General features: G+C 58.2%; 20 protein-coding genes. 8 read left to right on the top strand and 12 right to left on the bottom strand.

What is annotated here, in order from left to right; all coding sequences use genetic code 11:
• Positions 1–68: 68 nt before the first annotated feature.
• The 3 genes from ACWJ62_RS02595 to ACWJ62_RS02585 are packed head-to-tail and all read right to left on the bottom strand — an operon-like array spanning position 69 to position 3,015.
• Positions 69–1,595: a tripartite tricarboxylate transporter permease gene (locus tag ACWJ62_RS02595; RefSeq protein WP_449284797.1), complete on the bottom strand. Its 1,527-nt coding sequence runs from the start codon at positions 1,593–1,595 to the stop codon at positions 69–71.
• Complete coding sequence (locus ACWJ62_RS02590) at positions 1,595–2,041, bottom strand: tripartite tricarboxylate transporter TctB family protein (RefSeq protein ID WP_449284796.1); 447 nt, start codon at positions 2,039–2,041, stop codon at positions 1,595–1,597. Before ACWJ62_RS02590 ends, ACWJ62_RS02595 begins: the two co-directional genes overlap by 1 nt.
• On the bottom strand, positions 2,038–3,015 hold the full coding sequence (locus ACWJ62_RS02585; RefSeq protein ID WP_449284795.1) for a Bug family tripartite tricarboxylate transporter substrate binding protein: 978 nt from the start codon (positions 3,013–3,015) through the stop codon (positions 2,038–2,040). The genes ACWJ62_RS02590 and ACWJ62_RS02585 overlap by 4 nt, the downstream gene beginning before the upstream one ends.
• A 247-nt stretch (positions 3,016–3,262) precedes the next feature.
• Between ACWJ62_RS02585 and ACWJ62_RS02580 the strand changes: the two genes are divergently transcribed.
• The 4 genes from ACWJ62_RS02580 to ACWJ62_RS02565 all read left to right on the top strand — a co-directional run bounded on the left by ACWJ62_RS02580 (position 3,263) and on the right by ACWJ62_RS02565 (position 6,966).
• Positions 3,263–4,882 carry an ATP-binding protein gene (locus ACWJ62_RS02580; protein WP_449284794.1) on the top strand — a complete coding sequence of 540 codons (1,620 nt, stop codon included), beginning with the start codon at positions 3,263–3,265 and terminating at the stop codon, positions 4,880–4,882.
• Entirely contained in the window at positions 4,879–5,574 is a 696-nt protein-coding gene (locus tag ACWJ62_RS02575) for a response regulator (protein WP_449284793.1), read from the top strand. Before ACWJ62_RS02580 ends, ACWJ62_RS02575 begins: the two co-directional genes overlap by 4 nt.
• An 18-nt stretch (positions 5,575–5,592) precedes the next feature.
• On the top strand, positions 5,593–6,384 hold the full coding sequence (locus tag ACWJ62_RS02570) for a M48 family metallopeptidase (protein ID WP_449284792.1): 792 nt from the start codon (positions 5,593–5,595) through the stop codon (positions 6,382–6,384).
• 69 nt (positions 6,385–6,453) lie between these two features.
• Positions 6,454–6,966, top strand: coding sequence for a DUF2244 domain-containing protein (locus ACWJ62_RS02565; RefSeq protein WP_008173864.1), 513 nt, complete (start codon positions 6,454–6,456; stop codon positions 6,964–6,966).
• 23 nt (positions 6,967–6,989) lie between these two features.
• Here ACWJ62_RS02565 and ACWJ62_RS02560 read toward each other — a convergent pair whose 3' ends face one another.
• Positions 6,990–7,772, bottom strand: coding sequence for a substrate-binding periplasmic protein (locus tag ACWJ62_RS02560; RefSeq protein ID WP_449284791.1), 783 nt, complete (start codon positions 7,770–7,772; stop codon positions 6,990–6,992).
• A gap of 212 nt (positions 7,773–7,984) precedes the next feature.
• A complete protein-coding gene (locus tag ACWJ62_RS02555; protein ID WP_449284790.1) occupies positions 7,985–8,209 on the bottom strand; it encodes a hypothetical protein in 225 nt (74 codons plus the stop codon).
• A 33-nt stretch (positions 8,210–8,242) separates the two neighbouring features.
• Here ACWJ62_RS02555 and ACWJ62_RS02550 point away from each other — a divergent pair, with 33 nt between their 5' ends.
• Complete coding sequence (locus ACWJ62_RS02550; RefSeq protein ID WP_449284789.1) at positions 8,243–9,133, top strand: haloalkane dehalogenase; 891 nt, start codon at positions 8,243–8,245, stop codon at positions 9,131–9,133.
• A 26-nt stretch (positions 9,134–9,159) separates the two neighbouring features.
• Here the strand turns inward: ACWJ62_RS02550 and rarD are convergent, their stop codons facing one another.
• The 5 genes from rarD to ACWJ62_RS02525 form a co-directional block, all read right to left on the bottom strand.
• Positions 9,160–10,050, bottom strand: a complete 891-nt coding sequence (gene rarD, locus ACWJ62_RS02545) for an EamA family transporter RarD (protein ID WP_449284788.1) — start codon at positions 10,048–10,050, stop codon at positions 9,160–9,162.
• A gap of 26 nt (positions 10,051–10,076) precedes the next feature.
• On the bottom strand, positions 10,077–10,964 hold the full coding sequence (locus ACWJ62_RS02540) for a DMT family transporter (RefSeq protein ID WP_449284787.1): 888 nt from the start codon (positions 10,962–10,964) through the stop codon (positions 10,077–10,079).
• 103 nt (positions 10,965–11,067) lie between these two features.
• Positions 11,068–13,263 carry a hypothetical protein gene (locus ACWJ62_RS02535; RefSeq protein WP_449284786.1) on the bottom strand — a complete coding sequence of 732 codons (2,196 nt, stop codon included), beginning with the start codon at positions 13,261–13,263 and terminating at the stop codon, positions 11,068–11,070.
• A complete protein-coding gene (locus ACWJ62_RS02530; protein WP_449284785.1) occupies positions 13,260–13,994 on the bottom strand; it encodes a TVP38/TMEM64 family protein in 735 nt (244 codons plus the stop codon). The genes ACWJ62_RS02535 and ACWJ62_RS02530 overlap by 4 nt, the downstream gene beginning before the upstream one ends.
• Before the next feature lie 59 nt (positions 13,995–14,053).
• Positions 14,054–14,293 carry a TIGR02647 family protein gene (locus ACWJ62_RS02525; protein ID WP_449284784.1) on the bottom strand — a complete coding sequence of 80 codons (240 nt, stop codon included), beginning with the start codon at positions 14,291–14,293 and terminating at the stop codon, positions 14,054–14,056.
• Positions 14,294–14,348: 55 nt separating this feature from the next.
• On the opposite strand from ACWJ62_RS02525, the gene ACWJ62_RS02520 reads away from it, so the two are divergent.
• Together ACWJ62_RS02520 and ACWJ62_RS02515 are read left to right on the top strand one after the other, a co-directional pair.
• Positions 14,349–15,047, top strand: coding sequence for a pseudouridine synthase (locus tag ACWJ62_RS02520; protein ID WP_449284783.1), 699 nt, complete (start codon positions 14,349–14,351; stop codon positions 15,045–15,047).
• A gap of 79 nt (positions 15,048–15,126) precedes the next feature.
• The gene (locus tag ACWJ62_RS02515; protein ID WP_449284782.1) at positions 15,127–16,476 is read left to right on the top strand and encodes a dicarboxylate/amino acid:cation symporter; all 1,350 of its coding nucleotides are present in this window, start codon (positions 15,127–15,129) and stop codon (positions 16,474–16,476) included.
• A gap of 35 nt (positions 16,477–16,511) precedes the next feature.
• Here ACWJ62_RS02515 and ACWJ62_RS02510 read toward each other — a convergent pair whose 3' ends face one another.
• Both ACWJ62_RS02510 and ACWJ62_RS02505 read right to left on the bottom strand, forming a co-directional pair.
• A complete protein-coding gene (locus ACWJ62_RS02510) occupies positions 16,512–17,000 on the bottom strand; it encodes a hypothetical protein (protein ID WP_449284781.1) in 489 nt (162 codons plus the stop codon).
• An 81-nt stretch (positions 17,001–17,081) separates the two neighbouring features.
• Positions 17,082–17,606, bottom strand: coding sequence for a shikimate kinase (locus ACWJ62_RS02505; RefSeq protein ID WP_449284780.1), 525 nt, complete (start codon positions 17,604–17,606; stop codon positions 17,082–17,084).
• 179 nt (positions 17,607–17,785) lie between these two features.
• On the opposite strand from ACWJ62_RS02505, the gene ACWJ62_RS02500 reads away from it, so the two are divergent.
• Positions 17,786–18,487: a lytic transglycosylase domain-containing protein gene (locus ACWJ62_RS02500; RefSeq protein WP_449284779.1), complete on the top strand. Its 702-nt coding sequence runs from the start codon at positions 17,786–17,788 to the stop codon at positions 18,485–18,487.
• Positions 18,488–18,503: the final 16 nt, after the last annotated feature.

Raw genomic sequence — 18,503 nt, 5'->3', positions numbered from 1 at the left:
AAAGCACCGGGCGTGGCCCGGTGCAAAGACTGACAGCAGATCGTCAGGTGGGAGTAGTCGTGGCAAGCCTAGTCGCTGACGGGACTCTCTTTCATCGCTGCATTCATTCGCCGACGCAACAATGGGCCAACCAGGTAGGGTAGGATCAGCCCCAGGCCTGCAACGATCCAGAGACCCATCGCAAGCGGGCTTGCCCACAGCACGCTCCACTCGCCATCCGAAAGCACCAGGGCATGACCGAGGTTCTTTTCCATCTCGGGCCCCAGCAACAGGCCAAGGATGATGGGCACCAACGGTATTTCCAGCTTGCGCAGAAAATAGCCGGCAACCCCGAATGCCACCATGAAATACAGATCGAAAGTGCTGTGACTGATGGAGTAGATGCCCACGAACGCCACCATGGTAACGATGGGCAGCAGATACATTGGTGGCACCGAGAGCAGCTTCACGAAGAAACCCACCAGTGGAATATTGAGCACCAGCAGCAGCACATTACCGATCAGGAGCGCAGCAATAACACCCCACACGATATCCGCGTTCTGGGTGAACATTAGCGGCCCGGGTGTGATATTGAGGGAAATCAGCATCGCGAGCAGCACCGCGGTAGTGCCGCTTCCCGGAACCCCGAGGGTCAGCATCGGCACCAGGGCACCGGAAGACGCGCCGTTATTGCCGGCTTCCGGCGCAACCACGCCCCGGATATCACCTTCACCAAACTTGCCCTTCTTGCCAACCACCTGCTTTTCCAGGGTGTAGCTGATAAAGCTGCCTAGTGAAGCACCGGCCCCTGGCAAAACGCCAGATATAAAACCAAGCACACCACCACGCAGTTGGGTCGGGATCGTCATCACCAACTCTTTCATGGTCAGAGTCAGCTTGCCCACGTTCATCTTGTCACGGCCTCGGCCCATGCGGGATTCTACAAAGAACAGCAGCTCGGAGATGGCGAACAGCCCGACAATGGCCAGGATGAAATCGATACCCTCATACAACTCAAGAATTCCGAAGGTATAGCGCTGGGTTCCGGTCGAGATATCGATGCCCACGGTGGAGATCATGATCCCCAGGGTGGCGGCGACCACGGTTTTCACCGGGTTCTTGCCGGTAATTCCGCCCAGAGTGGCAAACGCCAAAAGGAACAGCGCAAAGTACTCCGCCGGCCCAAAGGTAAGGGCAAACTTCGCCAGCACCGGGGCCAGCATAATCAGACCAATGGTGCCAATCAGACCGCCAGCGAAGGATGCGATCGCCGAGACCGCCAATGCATCCGCTGCCCGCCCCTTCTGGGCCATGGGGTAGCCATCCAGGCAAGTCATCATCGCTGGTTCGTCACCCGGAATGTTCAGCAGAATCGAGGAAATCCGTCCACCGTACATGGCGCCAGCGTAGACAGCTGTCAGCAGGATCATCGAGGTTTCAGGAGGCAAACCAAGGGTAAAGGCCAAAGGAATAAGAATGGCGACACCATTGGCAGGCCCCAGACCAGGCAGGCACCCGATCAACGTGCCCACGAAAGCACCGAACAGAGCAAACATCAGGTTGTACGGAGTCAGGGCTACCGCAAAACCGTCCATCAAGAAGCCTAGAGTTTCCATCAGTGCACCTCCAGCAAGCCGGCCGGAAGACTCAGAGACAGGCCATAATTAAACAGCACGAAGACCACGACGGCGCTCAACAGACCGGTGAGGAACGCCGGCCTCGGCGCTGCGCCCATGCGCCAGCTCAGGGTACCCACAGCCAGGGTAGTCGCGATGACAAAGCCAAGGGGTTCCAGCAGCAGCGTATAGACCACAAGAACCACCAGCGAGATCAAAAGCTCAACGGCGGACTTGCCAACCGGCCATTGGGCATCTGGATCTGGCTTAATCATCAGGTAGAGACTGCCTGCCACCAGGACGACTGCCAGCATGGTAGGAAAGGTCTCAGGACCCACGGTCTCGGCGCCACCGAAAGGCTCGGGCCACTGCTGGGCAGCCCAGCCATAGGCAACGGCGAGAACCAGAAGGCCCAGGCCGAGAATGCGATCACCGAGGCTGGTCATTTCAGCAACCCGATTTCACGTGAAAGGTTCTCGATGTCCTGTACCTGGTTGCGCACGAACTCATCGAACTGGCTTGCCGGCGGATGAAACGGGATCAGGCCGTTGCTCTTCATGACCTTTTTCCACTCTTCACTCGCGTACAGCGTATCGACGGCCTCCACCCAATAGGATTTGGCTTCTTCACTGGCACCTTTGGGCATGTAGAAGCCACGCCAGTTGGGACCAACCGCATCAATGCCCTGCTCCTTTGCGGTGGGAAGGTCGCTGAATTTGCCCGGCAAACGCTCCTCGGCGAGCACCGCGACGACTCTCAGGTCACCAGATTCGAGAAAGCCGGTGGCTTCGGAGATATCTCCGGTGAAAGCATCCACTTGCCCACCAACAACCTGACTCATGGCTTCACCACCATTGTTGTAGGAAAGGTAGGGAATGGAGGGGAGCTTGTCGGCGCCGGCCGCCTTGGCCGCAATCAGCACCTTGAGGTGGTCCCAGCCGCCACGGGCGCTGCCACCGGCGAATTTCACGGATTTAGGGTTGGCTTTCACTGCGGCCATCAACTCGCTGAGGTTCTGGTACTCGGAATCCTTGCCAACGGCAATGATGCCGTAGTCGGCACCCAGGGCCCCGACCCAGGTAACCATATCCGCGTTCATGCCCGGGAACTGCTTCTGGGCCAGACGTGTTGTGGTAGCCGTTGAAGCAGCCACCAGCAGCTTGTTGTCTTCGGCCCGCTTGCTCACGGTATGGGCATAGGCCACGCCACCGCCGGCCCCGGCCATGTTGACGGTCTGCACGCTACCATCAACCAGGCCGAGGTCCTGCAGGACATTGCCGACGCTGCGACAGGTAAAGTCCCAGCCGCCGCCGGGGTCAGCCGGGGCAAGACATTCCACTTTTCCGGAGGGCTGCCAGGCCATGGCAGACATGGAGACGGCCGCAGCCGCCACAAAAGACAGGGTTCGTTTGATAATCATGGTTGTCACCTCATCAACTTGTTTTTGTGATCACTCCTGAGGCAGGACCTTGTTGGCCAGGTCCCTGGCTATGGCAGGCCAGAGGAGCGATTGCAGGCAGGTTAATAGGTGAAACCCGAGACCCGGAAGCTTGTGCACGTAACGCCTTTAAAGGGCTTAACGGGCATTTTGTTCATATTGATTACGGGCAACCCGGGCGATCATGCAGTACCCTGAAAACCAAACGACAACAAGCCATGACCAATCCGTGTTCCGAAAAACCAAACTCAAAACCCGAATGATCCTCACGCTGGGTCTGCTCGGCGCGCTACAGACCATACTCATTGGTGGCTTTGCCGGCTATTACCTCAGCGATTCCCTGTACGATGAGATCGGCCAACGGGCACTTATGGTCGCAAAGACCGTGGCCGCCACCCCCGCCGTCATTGATGGCGTGCGCTCACGCGATGTGGATGGTCTGAGCCGCCTCGCCACGCGACTGACGGAGACAAATGAGGCTTTGTTCATTGTGATTGGCGATCACGAAGCCGTGCGCCTGGCGCATCCGGACCCGGGCCGTATTGGCCACTCAATGGGTGATGATGATGGCGACTTTGGCCGCAAGGCCCTTGTGGAAGGAAACGCCTATGTGGCGCTTGCCAAAGGCAGCCTCGGCGAATCCATGCGCGGCAAGGCACCCATAACCATTCCAGAGACTGGAGAGATCCTCGGCATCGTGTCGGTCGGCTACAGCCTTGGCCAGGTCGAAGCCACGATTCAGCGCTACAACTTTGTGCTCTATGGCGTGGTAGGACTGATGCTGTTGGTCACTATCCTGTCGGCCATTGTCATCGCCGGCCGGTTCAAGCAGGCCATCTTCGGGCTGGAGCCGGAGGAAATCGCCCGGCTATTCCGGGAACGAGAGGCAACACTCCAATCGGTGCGGGAAGGGATCATTGCCGTCAATCGGGACGGCATAATCACCACAGCAAACCGCGCCGCCTATGAAACACTGGATCTGCCAACCGACAATCCACTTGCCGGCAGACCTATTCTGGAGGTTCTGCCAGAAAGCAGTCTGATGTCGGTACTGGAATCCGGTCACCCGGATTTCGATCGAGAGATTTGGCTGCGTGGGCGCCAGATGGTGGTTAACCGATTGCCCGTTCGACAGGGCAACGAGATCATTGGCGTGGTTGCCAGCTTCCGCTTGCGTAACGAACTGGATCACGTCAGCCGCCAGCTCACCCGGATTCAGCAATATGCGGATACCCTGCGCAGCCAAACCCACGAGTATTCGAACAAACTCCACACCATTGCCGGGCTCATCCAGATCGGCGCCACCGAAGAAGCCTTGAGCCTGATTGGCAGTGAGGTGAGTGATCACCAGGCTCTTATTCACCTGCTGCTGGAGGCCGTGCCTGATCCGGTTATCGCTGGCTGCCTGCTCGGCAAATACAATCGCGCCAGGGAAATGGGATTACGGCTGGACATTGATCCTGACAGTCAGATGGCAGACCTGCCAGCCACCCTGCCCCGGGATCAGCTTGTCAGCGTTCTTGGCAATCTGATCGACAATGCCCTGGATGCCACGCGCCTTGAAGAAGGTGCCGGTGGCCGGGTGCTGCTTTCCATGACCGATCTCGGCCAGGAGCTGATTTTCGAAGTGCAGGATCAGGGGCCAGGCATTCCGGAGTCTGAACGACAGCGGATTTTCGAGAAAGGGGTAAGCAGTAAGGAAGGGGAAGCCCGTGGCTATGGCTTGCATCTGGTCCAACAGTTCCTGGGGTACTGGGGCGGCTCGGTAACCGTCGATAACATCCCGGAAGGCGGCAGTCGCTTTACCCTATACTTACCGAAAAAGCCCGAGCGGAGGTTCGAACATTGAACACCATTCGCCTGCTGATCGTCGAGGATGACCGGAAAATCGCCGAAATACAGCGACGTTTCGTTGAACGGCTGGAAAACGTTGAACTTTGCGGCATCGCCCATACGCTTGCCGATGCCCGGGACCAGATCGAGATACTGGCACCCGATCTAATTCTGCTGGATGTTTACTTTCCCGATGGCAATGGACTCGAACTGCTTCGCGAACTGCGGGCTGAAGACAGCGGTAGCGATGTCATCCTGATAACCGCCGCAAAGGAAGTCGAAACCCTGCGCAGCGCTTTGAGAGGCGGTGTTTTCGACTACATATTGAAACCCCTGGTTTTCGAGCGTTTGCAGGAGGCGGTCAGCCGCTACCGCGACCACATGGAGCGCTTATCATCACTGCACCATGTTGCCCAGAAGGAGGTGGATGCTCTGCTTCCAAGAACCACCAGCGAAAGCACTCAAAGCACAGAACAGCGATTGCCCAAGGGTATTGATGCCCTGACCCTGGACAAGATCCGGGCGGTGATGGCAAGCGGCCGCCACCTGAGTGCCGAAGATGTCGGTGGTGCCATCGGGGCCTCCCGAACGACCGCCCGGCGTTACCTGGAATACCTGGTGGGTACCGAAGAGCTGTCCGCTGAAGTGACCTATGGTAGTGTCGGACGCCCGGAGCGACGATACTGTGCTCCAACCCCCTGTTCCTGAGCGAAACCGGAGTTCTGCTTGAAGCCGCTGATTCTGAGTCTCGCAGCCCTTGTTCTCCTGACCGGCTGCCAGGAATCCCCTACCGGCCGGAACCGCCTGGCCCTGGTTCCCGACGCTGTTCTGGCGGACATGGGCCAGGACAGTTTTGAGCAGATGAAACAGCAGAACACCGTGATCACAAGGCCGGACATCAACCGCCTGGTACAGTGCATCACGGAGGCCCTGGTCAGCGCGGCCCAGGCCCGGTATCCGAGCGCGCCAATGCCCGATTCCTGGGAAATTGCGGTCTTTGAAAACGCCACGCCCAATGCCTTTGCCCTCCCCGGAGGCAAGATCGGCGTGCATTCAGGGCTACTTGAACTGGCCGAAAACCAGGCCCAGCTGGCCACGGTCATTGGTCACGAAATCGCCCATGTTCTTGCCGACCATGGCAATGAACGCCTGACCCAGGAACTGGGCCTGCAAGCAGGAATGCTGCTGGTGGGCCTGTTCACCGAAAGTGAAATTGCGGAGAACCAGATACAGCAGGCTCTGGGCATTGGCGCCCAACTGGGTATTACGCTGCCGTTCAGTCGTGCCCATGAGGAGGAGGCCGATTTGATGGGGCTGGAAATCATGGCCCGGGCGGGTTTTGAACCGGGCCAGAGTGTCAGGCTCTGGCAGAACATGGCGCAGGCTTCGGGCGCACAACCGCTGGAATTTCTCTCCACCCATCCGAACCACGACACCCGTATTGCCTCTCTGCAAGATCAGCTGGCGGCGGCCCGCTCGGTTTTCGAGACAGTTCCTCCAGCCAACTGTCAGATCTGATCAAGTCGCACTCACCGTATAATTGACTATCATCAAGTCTAGCGGCGCGTTAAAACTGAGGCAGATTCCATGGTGGAACGCTTGCCACATCCGGATGGTTTCCGGCTGGTCCTGACCCCCAACCGTTCCCTCAGCTGGCATGGCAATGTCAGGATCTGGGCAGCTCTGTTTGTGCTTTCAGCCCTCATAGCCACGGGCTTCACGCTTATGGGCGCCTGGGTGATTATTCCGTTTGCCGGGCTGGAGCTGATTGCGCTCGCTTGCGGCATCTACCTGACCTCGCGGGAGTGCCAGCGGCAGGAGGTGCTGTCCATCGACGATGAGGACATTCATCTGGAGAAAGGCAGAAAGCGCAAGCAGGCCGAGTGGACCCTTCCCACCCGTTATGCGCGGCTCAGGGTTGCCTCACCGCCGCACCCGTTCACACCGGCGAAGCTCTCTCTCACCCACCGGGACACCGAAGTTTCGATCGGCGGCTTCCTGAACATCGAGGACACCGAAAAGCTCATTGGCATGCTGGAGAAAAACGGGTTGCTGATCGAACGCAAAGAGCCCGATCCGCAGATCGGGCTCTGGTTCTGATAATTCCGCCCATCCCTGATTGCTTACTCGTAGCTTGCTGCAATTCTTTCGATTTCTCCGGCCTCACGAGCCTCATCAAGCGCCTGCTGGAGATCCTCGATCACGGCCGGATCGGTGTTGTTGCTGAACGCCAGATACATGGGCGTTTCCCGGAATACCAGCACCGGCTGCAGCCCGGTAATCCCGTGCTCTTCTTCTGCCATCAGGGGGCCAACCAGGCCGTCGGTCACCCACAGATCCGCCTGGCCCAGGGTAAGGCGACGGGTGTTTACATCACCGGAAACCCCCATCACCACGTTGAATCCCTGATCAACCAGGTACTCGGACATCACATCGCCCTTGTACCCGGCGATTCTCAGGTCTTTGGCTTCTTCCAGGGAGTCCAGAGTGATATCGGAGTCTGGCGCGGCAAACAACGTCCATTTGATTGATGCCAGAGGACCTACCCATTGAAACTGATCTTCCCGCTCGTCGGTGCGCGCGGTGCAGAACAGACCATGATTTTCGCGATCCTGTACCCAGTTGTAGGCGTAGCTCCAGTCCCGCATTTTCATCACGTAGTCATAGTCGACCCGGGACAGCATCGCCTTGACCATATCCGCACAGATGCCGGTTATGTCGTCTTCATTGTGGGCGAACCCTTTTCCGGTTTCAGAGGCATTATAGGGAGGGTAGTTTTCCGTAAAGATATACAGGCGCTCGGCCGCAAGGGCCGGGAGGCCAATGGCCGACAGGGTCAACGCGATGAGGCCGGTTTTAATGCCTTTGATTAACTTCGAGGAGACCGATGCAGTTTCTGTGGGCATTCTCTAGTCCTTTTCGACGATTCAGCTGGAACGGAAGTCAGGCGGCCGCATTGGGTGGCCATAAACCAGGGACATGATTGCAAAAGCGACACACTGGCATTTAATGTCAGCCTTCTTGGTTGATTATGCCAGCAAAACCCATGATTGCGCTTCCTGCGGAAAAAGTCAGTGACAAAACGTATCTGAAAGCCCGCCAGCTTTTTTTGCGGAACTCAGATGGCACCAGAGACATCGTCTCCACCGCCACCGTCGGCAGCAGTGCTGACAATCCTGTCACCAATCACACGCAGGGAGGCACGATAAAAGACTACGTCGAGAGGCGCACTGGAGACCACATTGCCGCTGGCAGGACCGTCGCCGCCCCGGAATTGCAAATCGACCAATAAGCCATGGTGCTTGTCTCTGCCCCCCTGCTCCAGCACAATTCCTGCGACCATTCCCCCAAAATAATGAACAACAAGGCAAGCGCGATGGATTTTGTCAGAACCCCGGAAAACTGCTTTGAAAGACTGCTGGACTATCCGTTTGAACCCCACTACGTCGACGTTGGTGGTCTGCGAATGCACTACGTGGATGAGGGACCTGCCGAGGCAAGCCCGGTTCTGATGATGCATGGTGAACCTTCCTGGTCCTACCTCTACCGTCATATGATTCCGGTATGTGCGGCGGCCGGGCACCGGGTTATCGCTCCGGATCTGATCGGTTTCGGCAAATCTGACAAACCCACGGCTATCGACGACTATTCCTACCGGCAACACATGGACTGGATGCAGTCGTTCCTGGATCAACTGGGCCTGACCAATATCACCCTGGTGTGCCAGGATTGGGGCTCGCTATTAGGGCTGAGACTGGCGGCAGAGAACCCCGACCGATTCCGGGCCATTGTGGTTGGTAACGGCATGCTGCCTACGGGCGATCAGAAAGCGCCGCCCGTGTTTAAGATCTGGAAAAATTTCGCCCAGCACAGCCCCTGGTTTCCCATTGCACGGATCATCAACACCGGCTCTTTCCGCAAGCTGGGGCCCGATGAAATGCGGGCCTACGACGCGCCCTTCCCCGGCAAGAAATACAAAGCCGGCGCCCGGGCCTTCCCTAGACTGGTGCCGATGCACCCGGACGATCCTGCCAGTGAGGCTAACCGGAACGCCTGGAAAGTTCTCGAACGCTGGGAAAAACCGTTTCTGACCACCTTCAGCAACGGCGATCCGATCACCCGGGGTGGGGATGCGTATATGCAGAAGCGGATTCCGGGCGCAAAAGACCAGCCCCACGTAACCCTCAAGGGTGGCCACTTTCTCCAGGAGGATTCGCCCGTGCCCTTTGCCCGGGCCATCAATGACCTGCTCGCTACCCTCTCCTGAGTGACGTAGCCCTAGAGGTGGCCGACTCAATCCTGGCCGACCGGCACCCGTGGCCGGTAGTGCCAGGAAGACCAGCTGTACAGCCCCAGTGCGATCCAGATCACTACGAAACTGATCAACTGAACATCACTTAATGGCTCACCAAAAACCAGCAGAGCGATGAAAAACTGCAGAGTGGGGTTGATGTACATCAGGAAGCCCACGGTCGCCAGCCGCAGGCGCCGGGCAGCGCCTGCAAACAGAAGCAGCGGAATGGCAGTCACGATGCCGCTGGCCATCAGCAGGCCGCCGATATAAGCGCTTTCGCCGAAGTGGGACATGCCCTCACTCGCCAGCCAGCCAAAAGTCAGCAGACCAACCGGAAGCAGCAACATGGTCTCAACGAACAGACCGGACAGGCCATCCAGCATCACCTGTTTTCGAACCAGGCCATAGGTGCCGAAACTCATGGCAAGGGCCAGGGAAATCCAGGGCAGCTCACCAAGAAGCGCCAACTGGATAAGGATTCCGATACCTGCCAGCACCACGGCGGCCATCTGCCACGGGCCCATGCGTTCGCGAAGCACAAGCATACCGAGAGCAACATTCACCAGCGGCGTCAGGAAATAGCCCAGACTGGCTTGGAGAACATGGCGGGTTTCCACGGAATAGATGTAGATACCCCAGTTGGCGGCAATAAGTAACGCACAGGCAAGTACCCGCCAGAGCTGGGTCGGATTCGCCAATGCCGCCCGTACAGCCGGCCAGCGACGCAGGCCACTTATGACCACGGCCAGGAACACACAGGACCAGATGATCCGGTGAATCAAGATTTCAAAGGCCGGCACACCCTCAAACAGGGCAAAGAACAGAGGAAAACAGCCCCAGATCGTGTAGGCACTCAGGCCATACCAGACCCCTTTGGTCGCATCCGTCATGTATTAGCCACTCCCGGACACCCTTCCTAGGCTGGTTTTTTCTGGGTGGCAACCAGAGCCACACCAACGATAGCGATGAGCCCGCCTGTCATTGCCAGTCCTCCAAGGCGCTCATCGAACAGCAGATACGCTTCCAGCGCGGTAACCGGAGGCACCAGGTAAAACAGGCTGGCCACCTGGGAAGCAGCACCCTGGCGTATCAGCCACATCAGAAGCAGGACGGCGCCGGTGGATAAGCCAATCACAAGCCAGGCCATGGACAACTGCAACTGCAGGCTCCACTCAACCTCTCGGGTTTCGAGGGCGAAGGCTCCAATGGCAAACAGAGCGGCCGCTGCCGCAAATTGAATCAGCGTGCCGGCCACCAGATCCGCGCTGGCGCCGAAGCGTTTCTGGTAGACCGTGCCCATGGAAATTCCAGCGAGGGCAAAACCCGCCCAAAGCAGGCTCCAGGGAGAGAAGCCGGAGGCCTGACCACTCATGCCGAACTTTTCGAGGAGGACAAGCGCCACACCGACCAGCCCCAAAATAAGTCCAATCCACTGACGTCCGCTGACTGTTTCCTTGAGGATTGCCACCGCCGCCGCCGCCGTCACCAGGGGTTGCAGCCCCACAATCAGGGAAACAATCCCGGACGCCATGCCGTCCTGAATTGCGTAGTAGACGCCGCCCAGGTAGCAGCCATGCACCAGCATCCCGGTGACCGCAAGATGTCCGGCACCGCGCCAGCCCGGCCACCGGGTTTTCATGAGCCACGCCAACCCGCCTAGCACTACCAGTGTCAAAAGCATGCGGATCAGCAGCAGTGTAAACGGCTCCGCAAACGGCAAACCATACTTGGCGCCGATAAAACCGGTACTCCACAGCCAGACGAACAGCGCGGGCACGAAGAACGAGAAAAACAGTGAGCGCATGAAACTCAACCGGATTCGATGTATTTGTCAGTCAGCTTACTTTATAAGTTAGCAGGCAAACAAAACAGATACAGAAAACCGTTTTCCTGACCGGTACAGTTTGTCAGGCACCAGTCTCCGGAAGCCTGACCTCGATATCAGGTTCATCGTTGTGCCAGTTGCCCTCCCACGTTACTTCGGGGGCCTCACCCGGCCTTGGCGTAATGGTAATCGACACGGTTCCGAAACTGGTCGGTGCCGGACCAAAGCGGATTGGCTGGTCCTGTTCCAGCCAACGCGGAGGAATACCGGCACAGAGAATCAGGCGATCCCCCTCCTCCCGAACAAAGCAGTTGCGCACCATCAACACCCATTCGGCAGACGCCCAGACGTGGTGACCATCACCCATGCAGCCGCCGCCGGTCGCCGGATGAATCGCTTCCGGCCATTGTCCGGTGGGCGATGCCAGTCTGGCAACGGCATCCACCAGCTCCAGAAACCGTGGATCACCCGCGCGCAGAAGCACCTGTGCCACATGCAAGGTCAGGTAGGCGTTAAGGCCCGAGTGAATCATGTCCTGATAAAACGCCCCTTTCACAAAGCATTTGTCGAGTAGGAACTCGACACAGTCGAGCAACCTGGGGTCATCCGGTTCGCACAATTGTGTGGGGTAACCCATGGCCAGAGAGCCAATGGCGCCGGCATCCAGGCGGCGATAGGGCGAGGCTGGCATGCCCGGTCGCTTGAGTCGCTGCTCACAGGTTGCCAGGCTGCGATCCACCGTCTGGCTAAACTCCCGGGCACCGGCGCCAAAATGCTCGCCGGTTTCCCGGTCAATCGGGGCAAACAATGATTCAGCGGCCTTGAGGCCAGCGATGCCCCAGAAGTCGTCCCAGTAGTAATAGTCATTGGGCCCAAGATGCTCGGCACTGAATCCGGCAGGCAACAGGCCGGCGTGAGGCTCATCGATGTTTTCACTCAGGCGTTTATTCTCTATCCAGCGAGCGCCCTTCCGCACTGGCTCCTGCCATTCGCGGTGCAGCGGCCGGCCGGTGAGCTCATGGAACCGCCTCAGAATCCATAGCACTTCACCGTTGGCATCCCATTCGCCTTCCTGGGAGCGGAAGTAGCCGTTTTTCAGTTGCCGCGCGGGAAACTGGTACAGCGCCCGTTCGGCCCGATCGGTCAGACCTGCGCATAGCAGGGCATGGATAATGAAGGCGGCATCACGAAACCAGAAACGCTTGTAGGTATAAGGCCCGGGGTACACGTCCTCCGGAGAGTGCAGTACGAGGGAATTCAGGGCGGCGTCATAGAGGAACTGCCAGTTTTCATCCGGGCAATCAAGCCGGGCGTAGCCTTCAAGGGCACTCTCCCAGCCATCCGGACTAATGATTGGCGCCGATTCATCCTGCAGCGGCACCCTGAGCCTGAGTTCCGATTCCTCACCGGCTTCAACCCGGAACAGGGCCGCCGCCGTGACCATGCCAACGTCGCACTGCCCTTCGCTCTGGTCTTCCTTGTCCTGCAGGTGGATCCGGACATCACCCTGGCGGTAGTTCGACACATGGTGACGCTCTGGCGGCCGACTGAAAAACACCGCCTGCTTGCCATCCACGGTCCAGGCGTCTCTTTGCTCGGACAGCCGGACCTTGTTGATAAAACTGATGCCTTCAGGATTGGCCGGCCGCAAGGATATAACCAGGGAGCCTGTCGTCTCAGACCTGGCCTTAACAACCATCTCGCAAACCGGCCGGCCATTTTCGACCACAACCTTGGAACGACTGGTCAGCGCCAGCCCATCCAGTTCCGACTCCGTGACCACGCAGGGGCCATCGTCCAGTTCCTGGCGCTGCCGGGCCGTCTTGCAACGTGAGGGCAGAAGACACCGGCCATCATCTGCCAGCAGCCATGCATCCAGTGACCAGCCGTCATGGAATGGGGTCAGCAACCCGCGGGGATCGACCACCGGCAGCTCATCGACATCAGGCTGACCAATGGCCGTCCAGTTACGGTTACTCAGATTGATGTGGGTGATGGAAAACGCCCGGGGAATAAAGGCAATATCTTCGGGGTCAAACTGACGCTCCACCCAGTAAGGCCAGACCCAGTCAAGGTTATGCTGGATGACCCGACTGTTGATCAGACCCCGCGCGTGGAAAACCACGCCGGCCCTGAGCAGTTCGATAGGCTCGCCGACTTCCGACGGCTGGGCAAAACTGTGCAGTTTCCCGAGCAGCGCGATCGGATCCAGAAAACCATGGCGGTGGGCCACGCGTTTTACCAGATAACGCCAGGGCAGCCACTTCATCCAGCTCATTCGTTTGCCTCCTGTTCTGTTGGCTCAGTCTCGACCTTGTAACGGGCCAGTGCCCGACGAGCGAGGCGATTCAGAAACACGACCGCCAGTACCGTGCCTACGAAGCCGGCACCATAAATGGCCCACTCCAACGGAGTGCGACCGGTTTCCCGCGCACCCAGGGTAGAGAGGTCGGCGGCAAGCGAGCCGAGATACACGTTGTGCAGGGAAAAGGGAATCACGCCGAAAAAGGTGCCGACAACGAAACCGCCGAACGAGAAGTTGGTGAGACCGAACAGGAAATTGGACAGTTTACCTGGGAAGAAAGGGATCAGACGGGTAAGCAATACGATTTTCCAGCCGTGGGGCGCCATTTCGTTGCTGACTACAGACAATCGTGCACGGCTGCGAATATACACACGGGCGTGCTCACCCAAAAAGTGCCGGGCAACCAGAAAGGCAATGGCCGAGCCCAGGGTAGTACCCACCACCACGTAGGCTGTGCCCTCCAGCACGCCGAACACAAAGCCGGCCCCGGTGGTCAGCAACACCCCGGGCAGAAGCAGCACCATGGCCAACACCATGATGCCGATAAACAGGAAAGCCGCCCAGGCCCCCTGGGTATCAAACCAGTGCAGAAGCTCAACGACCTGCTGATGCACACCGAGGGCATAGAGCAGACCGACAATCAGCCCGACGGCGGCAATACTTCCTCCCATCCAGAGGACGGGCGACTTCTTCCAGTTGCTCATGGCCTCACCCTAACGCGGGAGGGCACCCGGTCTCAAAGGCCGGGCAGATCATCCGCGCTTCATGAGCTGCTGAGAATCGACTGGAGTTTTTGGGTCAGCTCTACGGCTTCTGCTCCGAGCGGAGTAAGGTAGCCGCCGTCTTTCTGGCTGATCAGCCCCTTGGCATGAAGGCTTTCGGCCGCCTTCACGGTTTCCGCGGCCGCCGAATGGGCATGCACCTTCAACCCTTCCTGGGTTGAGGTAGAAGGAAACTGGCCCAGCAGATTGAGTTCGGCAAGGTGATCAACAGAGAATGGCATGGCATTTCCTCGTATTATTATCGGGGGTTTACATTCAGCATAGCCGATTAACACCATGAAGCTTTCCCGAATTCTCAGCAACCGGAATGGCGTCAGTCGACGTCAGGCCAATTTCCTGATCGCGTCCGGTCGTGTGGTTGTGAATGGAGACATCTGCAGGGAGCCGGCTGCCGAGGTGGACCGATTCTCCAGCGTCCGGGTGGACGAGGAGATTGTTCAGACCGGGGAGCACCGACTCTACCTCATGCTCAATAAACCGCAGGGCTTTCTCAGTGCAACCGCCGACGACATTCATCAAACCGTGATGGACCTGATCGCCCCGGACATACACCCGGATCTGCATATTGCGGGCAGGCTCGATCGGAGCAGTACCGGCCTGCTGATTCTCACCAATGATGGCTGCTGGTCACGCCGGCTCACCGAACCCCGCATCAAAATCCCGAAAGTCTACCGGGTGAACACCGCATATCCGATTTCGCCCGAGACCCCTGAACGATTCGCGCGGGGCATCTGGTTCGAGTTCGAGCAACTCACCACGACACCCGCTCACCTGGAACTTTTAAGCCCCTGCACAGCCAGAGTGACCATCTATGAGGGCCGCTACCACCAGGTCAAGCGTATGTTCCACGCCGTCGGCAACCGCGTGACGGCCCTGCACCGTGAACGTATGGGTAAAATCCGGTTGGACGATACGCTGGCAGCCGGCGAATACCGCTCGCTTACTGCCGAGGAAATCAACTTGATGCCCGATTGATCTGCCTCACAATCCCACTTCAAACATGGGCTATGCTTGCGTAAGGCAATCTCAATGGAAACAGGGACGATTCACGGCAATGCCAAACCAGGCGAGCGATCTCTATCCCCGACCACTTCGGCATCTCAGCAGCTACCTCTCGGGTCTCGTGCAGGGCAAACTCTGGCTGAAGGTTCTGATTGGCATGTTCCTGGGCCTGATTACGGGCACGCTACTCGGTCCCTCCGTCGGGCTCGTGGAACCCGATACCGGCACGTTGATCGGTAACTGGCTGGCCTTCCCCGGGCAATTGTTCCTGGCAACCATCCAGATGATTGTCATTCCCCTGGTCATTGCCTCTGTGGTCAGAGGGCTCGCTGCCAGCGAAGACCTGGAACAGTTGCGAAAACTGGGCCTCAGAGTCACCGCCTTCTTCGTTGTTACGACAGCCATGGCGGCGTCCATAGGCCTTTGGATCGGCGACCTGATCAACCCCGGCAGAATGATGACGGGGCTGGGCACCCCACTTGCGGCCGGAGAAAACAGCGTACCTGTGGCGTCAATGCCGGGTGTGGATGAGTTGCCCAAGACCCTGATCGGGTTGCTACCTGGCAACCCGCTCGATGCCATGGTTGAAGGCCAGATGCTCCAGGTCGTGATCTTCTCCATCATTGTCGGCATCGCCCTGGTAAGCATGGCCCCCGAAAAATCCAGGCCCATGCTGGACCTGCTCGATTCCCTCCAGCAAATCTGCATGACGGTCGTGCGCTGGGCAATGCGCCTTGCGCCGATTGCCGTGTTCGGCCTGATGGCCCAACTGACAACCACCCTCGGGTTCCGGGCAATGTTGGGCATGGCCTCCTACGTTGCAACTGTCATTGCGGGCTTGCTGGTGCTGCTGGGCGTTTACATGCTGATCCTGAAGCTACTCGCTGGCAAATCTCCCGTCCGCTTCCTGAAAGACACTCGGGATGTGCTGCTGCTGGCCTTCTCCACCTCCAGCTCAGCGGCCGTCATGCCCCTCTCGATAAGGACCGCCGAAGACAAGCTGGGAGTGCGGCCATCGGTTTCCCAGTTTGTAATTCCACTGGGTGCCACCATCAACATGAACGGCACGGCACTCTATCAGGCCGTTGCCACCATTTTTCTGGCACAGGTCTACGGCATTGATCTCAGCATGGGCAGCATGGCGCTCGTGGTCGCCATGGCCGTCGGTGCCTCTATCGGCTCGCCGGCCACGCCCGGGGTGGGCATAGTGATCCTTGCCATGGTTCTGCAGACCGTGGGCATTCCGCCCAGCGGCATTGCCCTGATCATGGGTGTCGATCGGATTCTGGATATGTGCCGGACCGCCATCAACGTGACCGGAGACCTGGTCACCTGCCAACTGATGGAGAATTTGGCGGGAAAGAGACTGCCGTCCGAACCAGTACCTGAGGAAACTTCCTGACCGGACGGAAGTGAAATGATCAGATTAACGTCAGATCAGATGCTGTCGGAGCGTTTTCCGGCGTCCTCATCCAGCTCCTTCTCAGTGTTGTTCCATTGTTCAGAAAGCGCTTCATAGGCATCGGAGAATCCCTTTCGAGCTTGTTCCCAGGCGGATGCCGAGCTGTCTTTCAGTTCCTGATACCAGCTTTGGACACGAGCCCTCTGTTCCCGCAACGACTCAAGGCTCTTCTGGGACCGCTCCCGGGCAGTGTCACTCATGTCGTCCCAGTTTTCGGAGAGTTGTTGCTCAAGCTCATCGATACGTTTGTCCAGGGCCGACAGTGTTTTGTTGATCGAATCCTCCGCTTGCTCTTTCTGGTCAGAACCATACTCCTGAAGCGCCTCGCCCAACTCACGGGTTTCCTGTTTAAGCGACTCAACAGAAGAATCCGGGGAAGAATCCTCCGGTGACGTTTCGGCCAGAGCCGTCCCTGAAAACAGTCCAACAAAAGCGATCGCAAGTGCGTAAGTCCAGTTCTTCATCGTTCAGTCCTCCCAACACGTCCTCGGACTGTAGCAGCGAGGTCTGGCCGGATGCACCTTAACTTAACCTAATACTGGGGCTCACAGTGGTTGTGAAGTAAGGCTCTCGACCACCGCCTCGCAGACCTGATCCTGATTAAGACCTGCCCCCTTCACCGCCAGGTCCGCATACCGGGAATACAGCTCGAGCCGTTCTTCGAACAAGGCTTCCAGCGACTGATCCGGCCTGCGGGAAATGCCCCGCATGCTGTGATCGCCGATTCGCTCAATGACGAGCTCAAGCGGGATATCAAGAAAAACGACGGTACCATTGGTCTTGAGATGTTCCATGGCGAGAGCACTGTAGACGGCACTGCCGCCCGTGCTGATAACCTTGTGCCGGACATCCAGCTTGAGAAGCACCTGTTCTTCTATTCGGCGCAGGGCTTCGTAGCCGTCGTGGTCTACAATTGCCTGGAGAGTACGACCGGCTTCTTCCTGAATGAGCAAATCGGTATCGACAAACCCGAGGCCCAGGCGTTTGGCCAGCAGCACACCCACCGTGCTCTTGCCACTGCCGGGCATACCGATGAGAACGAGGTTGTCTATGTCGGTCGGGTTAACCATGATGCTCTAGAGGGACCTCTCCGGAGAATGAGAACTGGCCGGCATTAAACGCAGAACGTAACACTTTTACGACACAGCGCGCGCTTTATTCCGACCCGCAAGCCCGTATAATTCAGCCAACGGCGGTTTTCAAAGAATACCTGAAGCCGGCCACAGACGGCATCTTTCGCGAGTGAGTAATGAACATCGGCAGATCTCTTCTGATCCCATCCATCGCAGCTCTTGTGCTTGCCCTGTCCGCATCTGCCCTGGCGGACGGCATCAAGCGTATCGTGCACCCGGATGGCACTGTCGAATTCACCAACGTAAAAAGTGCCAGCCAGCCCAGAGCCTCCAGCGGCAACGACACCGTCTACCGCTACACCGATGACAACGGCGTGGTTGCCTACAGCAGTATGCAGCCGGCTGCTGCCGAGTTCGACGTTATCCGTTTCCACTGCTACGCCTGCGACCCTGAATCCAGCGTCGACTGGCGCAAAACGCCGCTGTTCACCAAACCCTTCAATTCAGAAATCCAGACCGCGGCACAGGAGTTCGGGGTTGATCCCGCTCTGGTCCGCGCTGTGATTCACGCCGAATCGGCATTCAATGAAAAAGCCCTCTCTCCGGTGGGAGCCCAGGGGCTGATGCAACTGATGCCGGGCACGGCTGAAGAGCTGGGTGTGCGGAACGCGTTGGCGGCTGCCGAGAACATCCGTGGCGGCGTCCATTATCTGGCCAAGATGCTCGACCGGTTCAACGGCGACATCCGGCTGGCCACCGCCGCCTACAATGCGGGGCCCGGCGCCGTCAGTCGATACCAGGGTGTACCGCCTTACGCCGAAACAAAAGCCTATGTCGAAAGGGTTGGCATCCTTCACGAGCGCTACGCCGCGCTGTAGGCCCCTCAGAGGTCCG

Source organism: Marinobacter sp. PE14 (assembly GCF_053566155.1).
Note: the sequence above shows the minus strand (reverse complement) of the source record. Positions and strands in the feature narration are given on the sequence as shown.

Bases quoted from the DNA above. Each gene is read 5' to 3' on its own strand.
- ACWJ62_RS02595 (WP_449284797.1), bottom strand. From the start codon at position 1,595: ATGGAAACTCTAGGCTTCTTGATGGACGGTTTTGCGGTAGCCCTGACT.
- ACWJ62_RS02590 (WP_449284796.1), bottom strand. From the start codon at position 2,041: ATGACCAGCCTCGGTGATCGCATTCTCGGCCTGGGCCTTCTGGTTCTC.
- ACWJ62_RS02585 (WP_449284795.1), bottom strand. From the start codon at position 3,015: ATGATTATCAAACGAACCCTGTCTTTTGTGGCGGCTGCGGCCGTCTCC.
- ACWJ62_RS02565 (WP_008173864.1), top strand. From the start codon at position 6,454: ATGGTGGAACGCTTGCCACATCCGGATGGTTTCCGGCTGGTCCTGACC.
- ACWJ62_RS02560 (WP_449284791.1), bottom strand. From the start codon at position 7,772: ATGCCCACAGAAACTGCATCGGTCTCCTCGAAGTTAATCAAAGGCATT.
- ACWJ62_RS02555 (WP_449284790.1), bottom strand. From the start codon at position 8,209: ATGGTCGCAGGAATTGTGCTGGAGCAGGGGGGCAGAGACAAGCACCAT.
- ACWJ62_RS02550 (WP_449284789.1), top strand. From the start codon at position 8,243: ATGGATTTTGTCAGAACCCCGGAAAACTGCTTTGAAAGACTGCTGGAC.
- rarD (WP_449284788.1), bottom strand. From the start codon at position 10,050: ATGACGGATGCGACCAAAGGGGTCTGGTATGGCCTGAGTGCCTACACG.
- ACWJ62_RS02540 (WP_449284787.1), bottom strand. From the start codon at position 10,964: ATGCGCTCACTGTTTTTCTCGTTCTTCGTGCCCGCGCTGTTCGTCTGG.
- ACWJ62_RS02535 (WP_449284786.1), bottom strand. From the start codon at position 13,263: ATGAGCTGGATGAAGTGGCTGCCCTGGCGTTATCTGGTAAAACGCGTG.
- ACWJ62_RS02530 (WP_449284785.1), bottom strand. From the start codon at position 13,994: ATGAGCAACTGGAAGAAGTCGCCCGTCCTCTGGATGGGAGGAAGTATT.
- ACWJ62_RS02525 (WP_449284784.1), bottom strand. From the start codon at position 14,293: ATGCCATTCTCTGTTGATCACCTTGCCGAACTCAATCTGCTGGGCCAG.
- ACWJ62_RS02520 (WP_449284783.1), top strand. From the start codon at position 14,349: ATGAAGCTTTCCCGAATTCTCAGCAACCGGAATGGCGTCAGTCGACGT.
- ACWJ62_RS02515 (WP_449284782.1), top strand. From the start codon at position 15,127: ATGCCAAACCAGGCGAGCGATCTCTATCCCCGACCACTTCGGCATCTC.
- ACWJ62_RS02510 (WP_449284781.1), bottom strand. From the start codon at position 17,000: ATGAAGAACTGGACTTACGCACTTGCGATCGCTTTTGTTGGACTGTTT.
- ACWJ62_RS02505 (WP_449284780.1), bottom strand. From the start codon at position 17,606: ATGGTTAACCCGACCGACATAGACAACCTCGTTCTCATCGGTATGCCC.
- ACWJ62_RS02500 (WP_449284779.1), top strand. From the start codon at position 17,786: ATGAACATCGGCAGATCTCTTCTGATCCCATCCATCGCAGCTCTTGTG.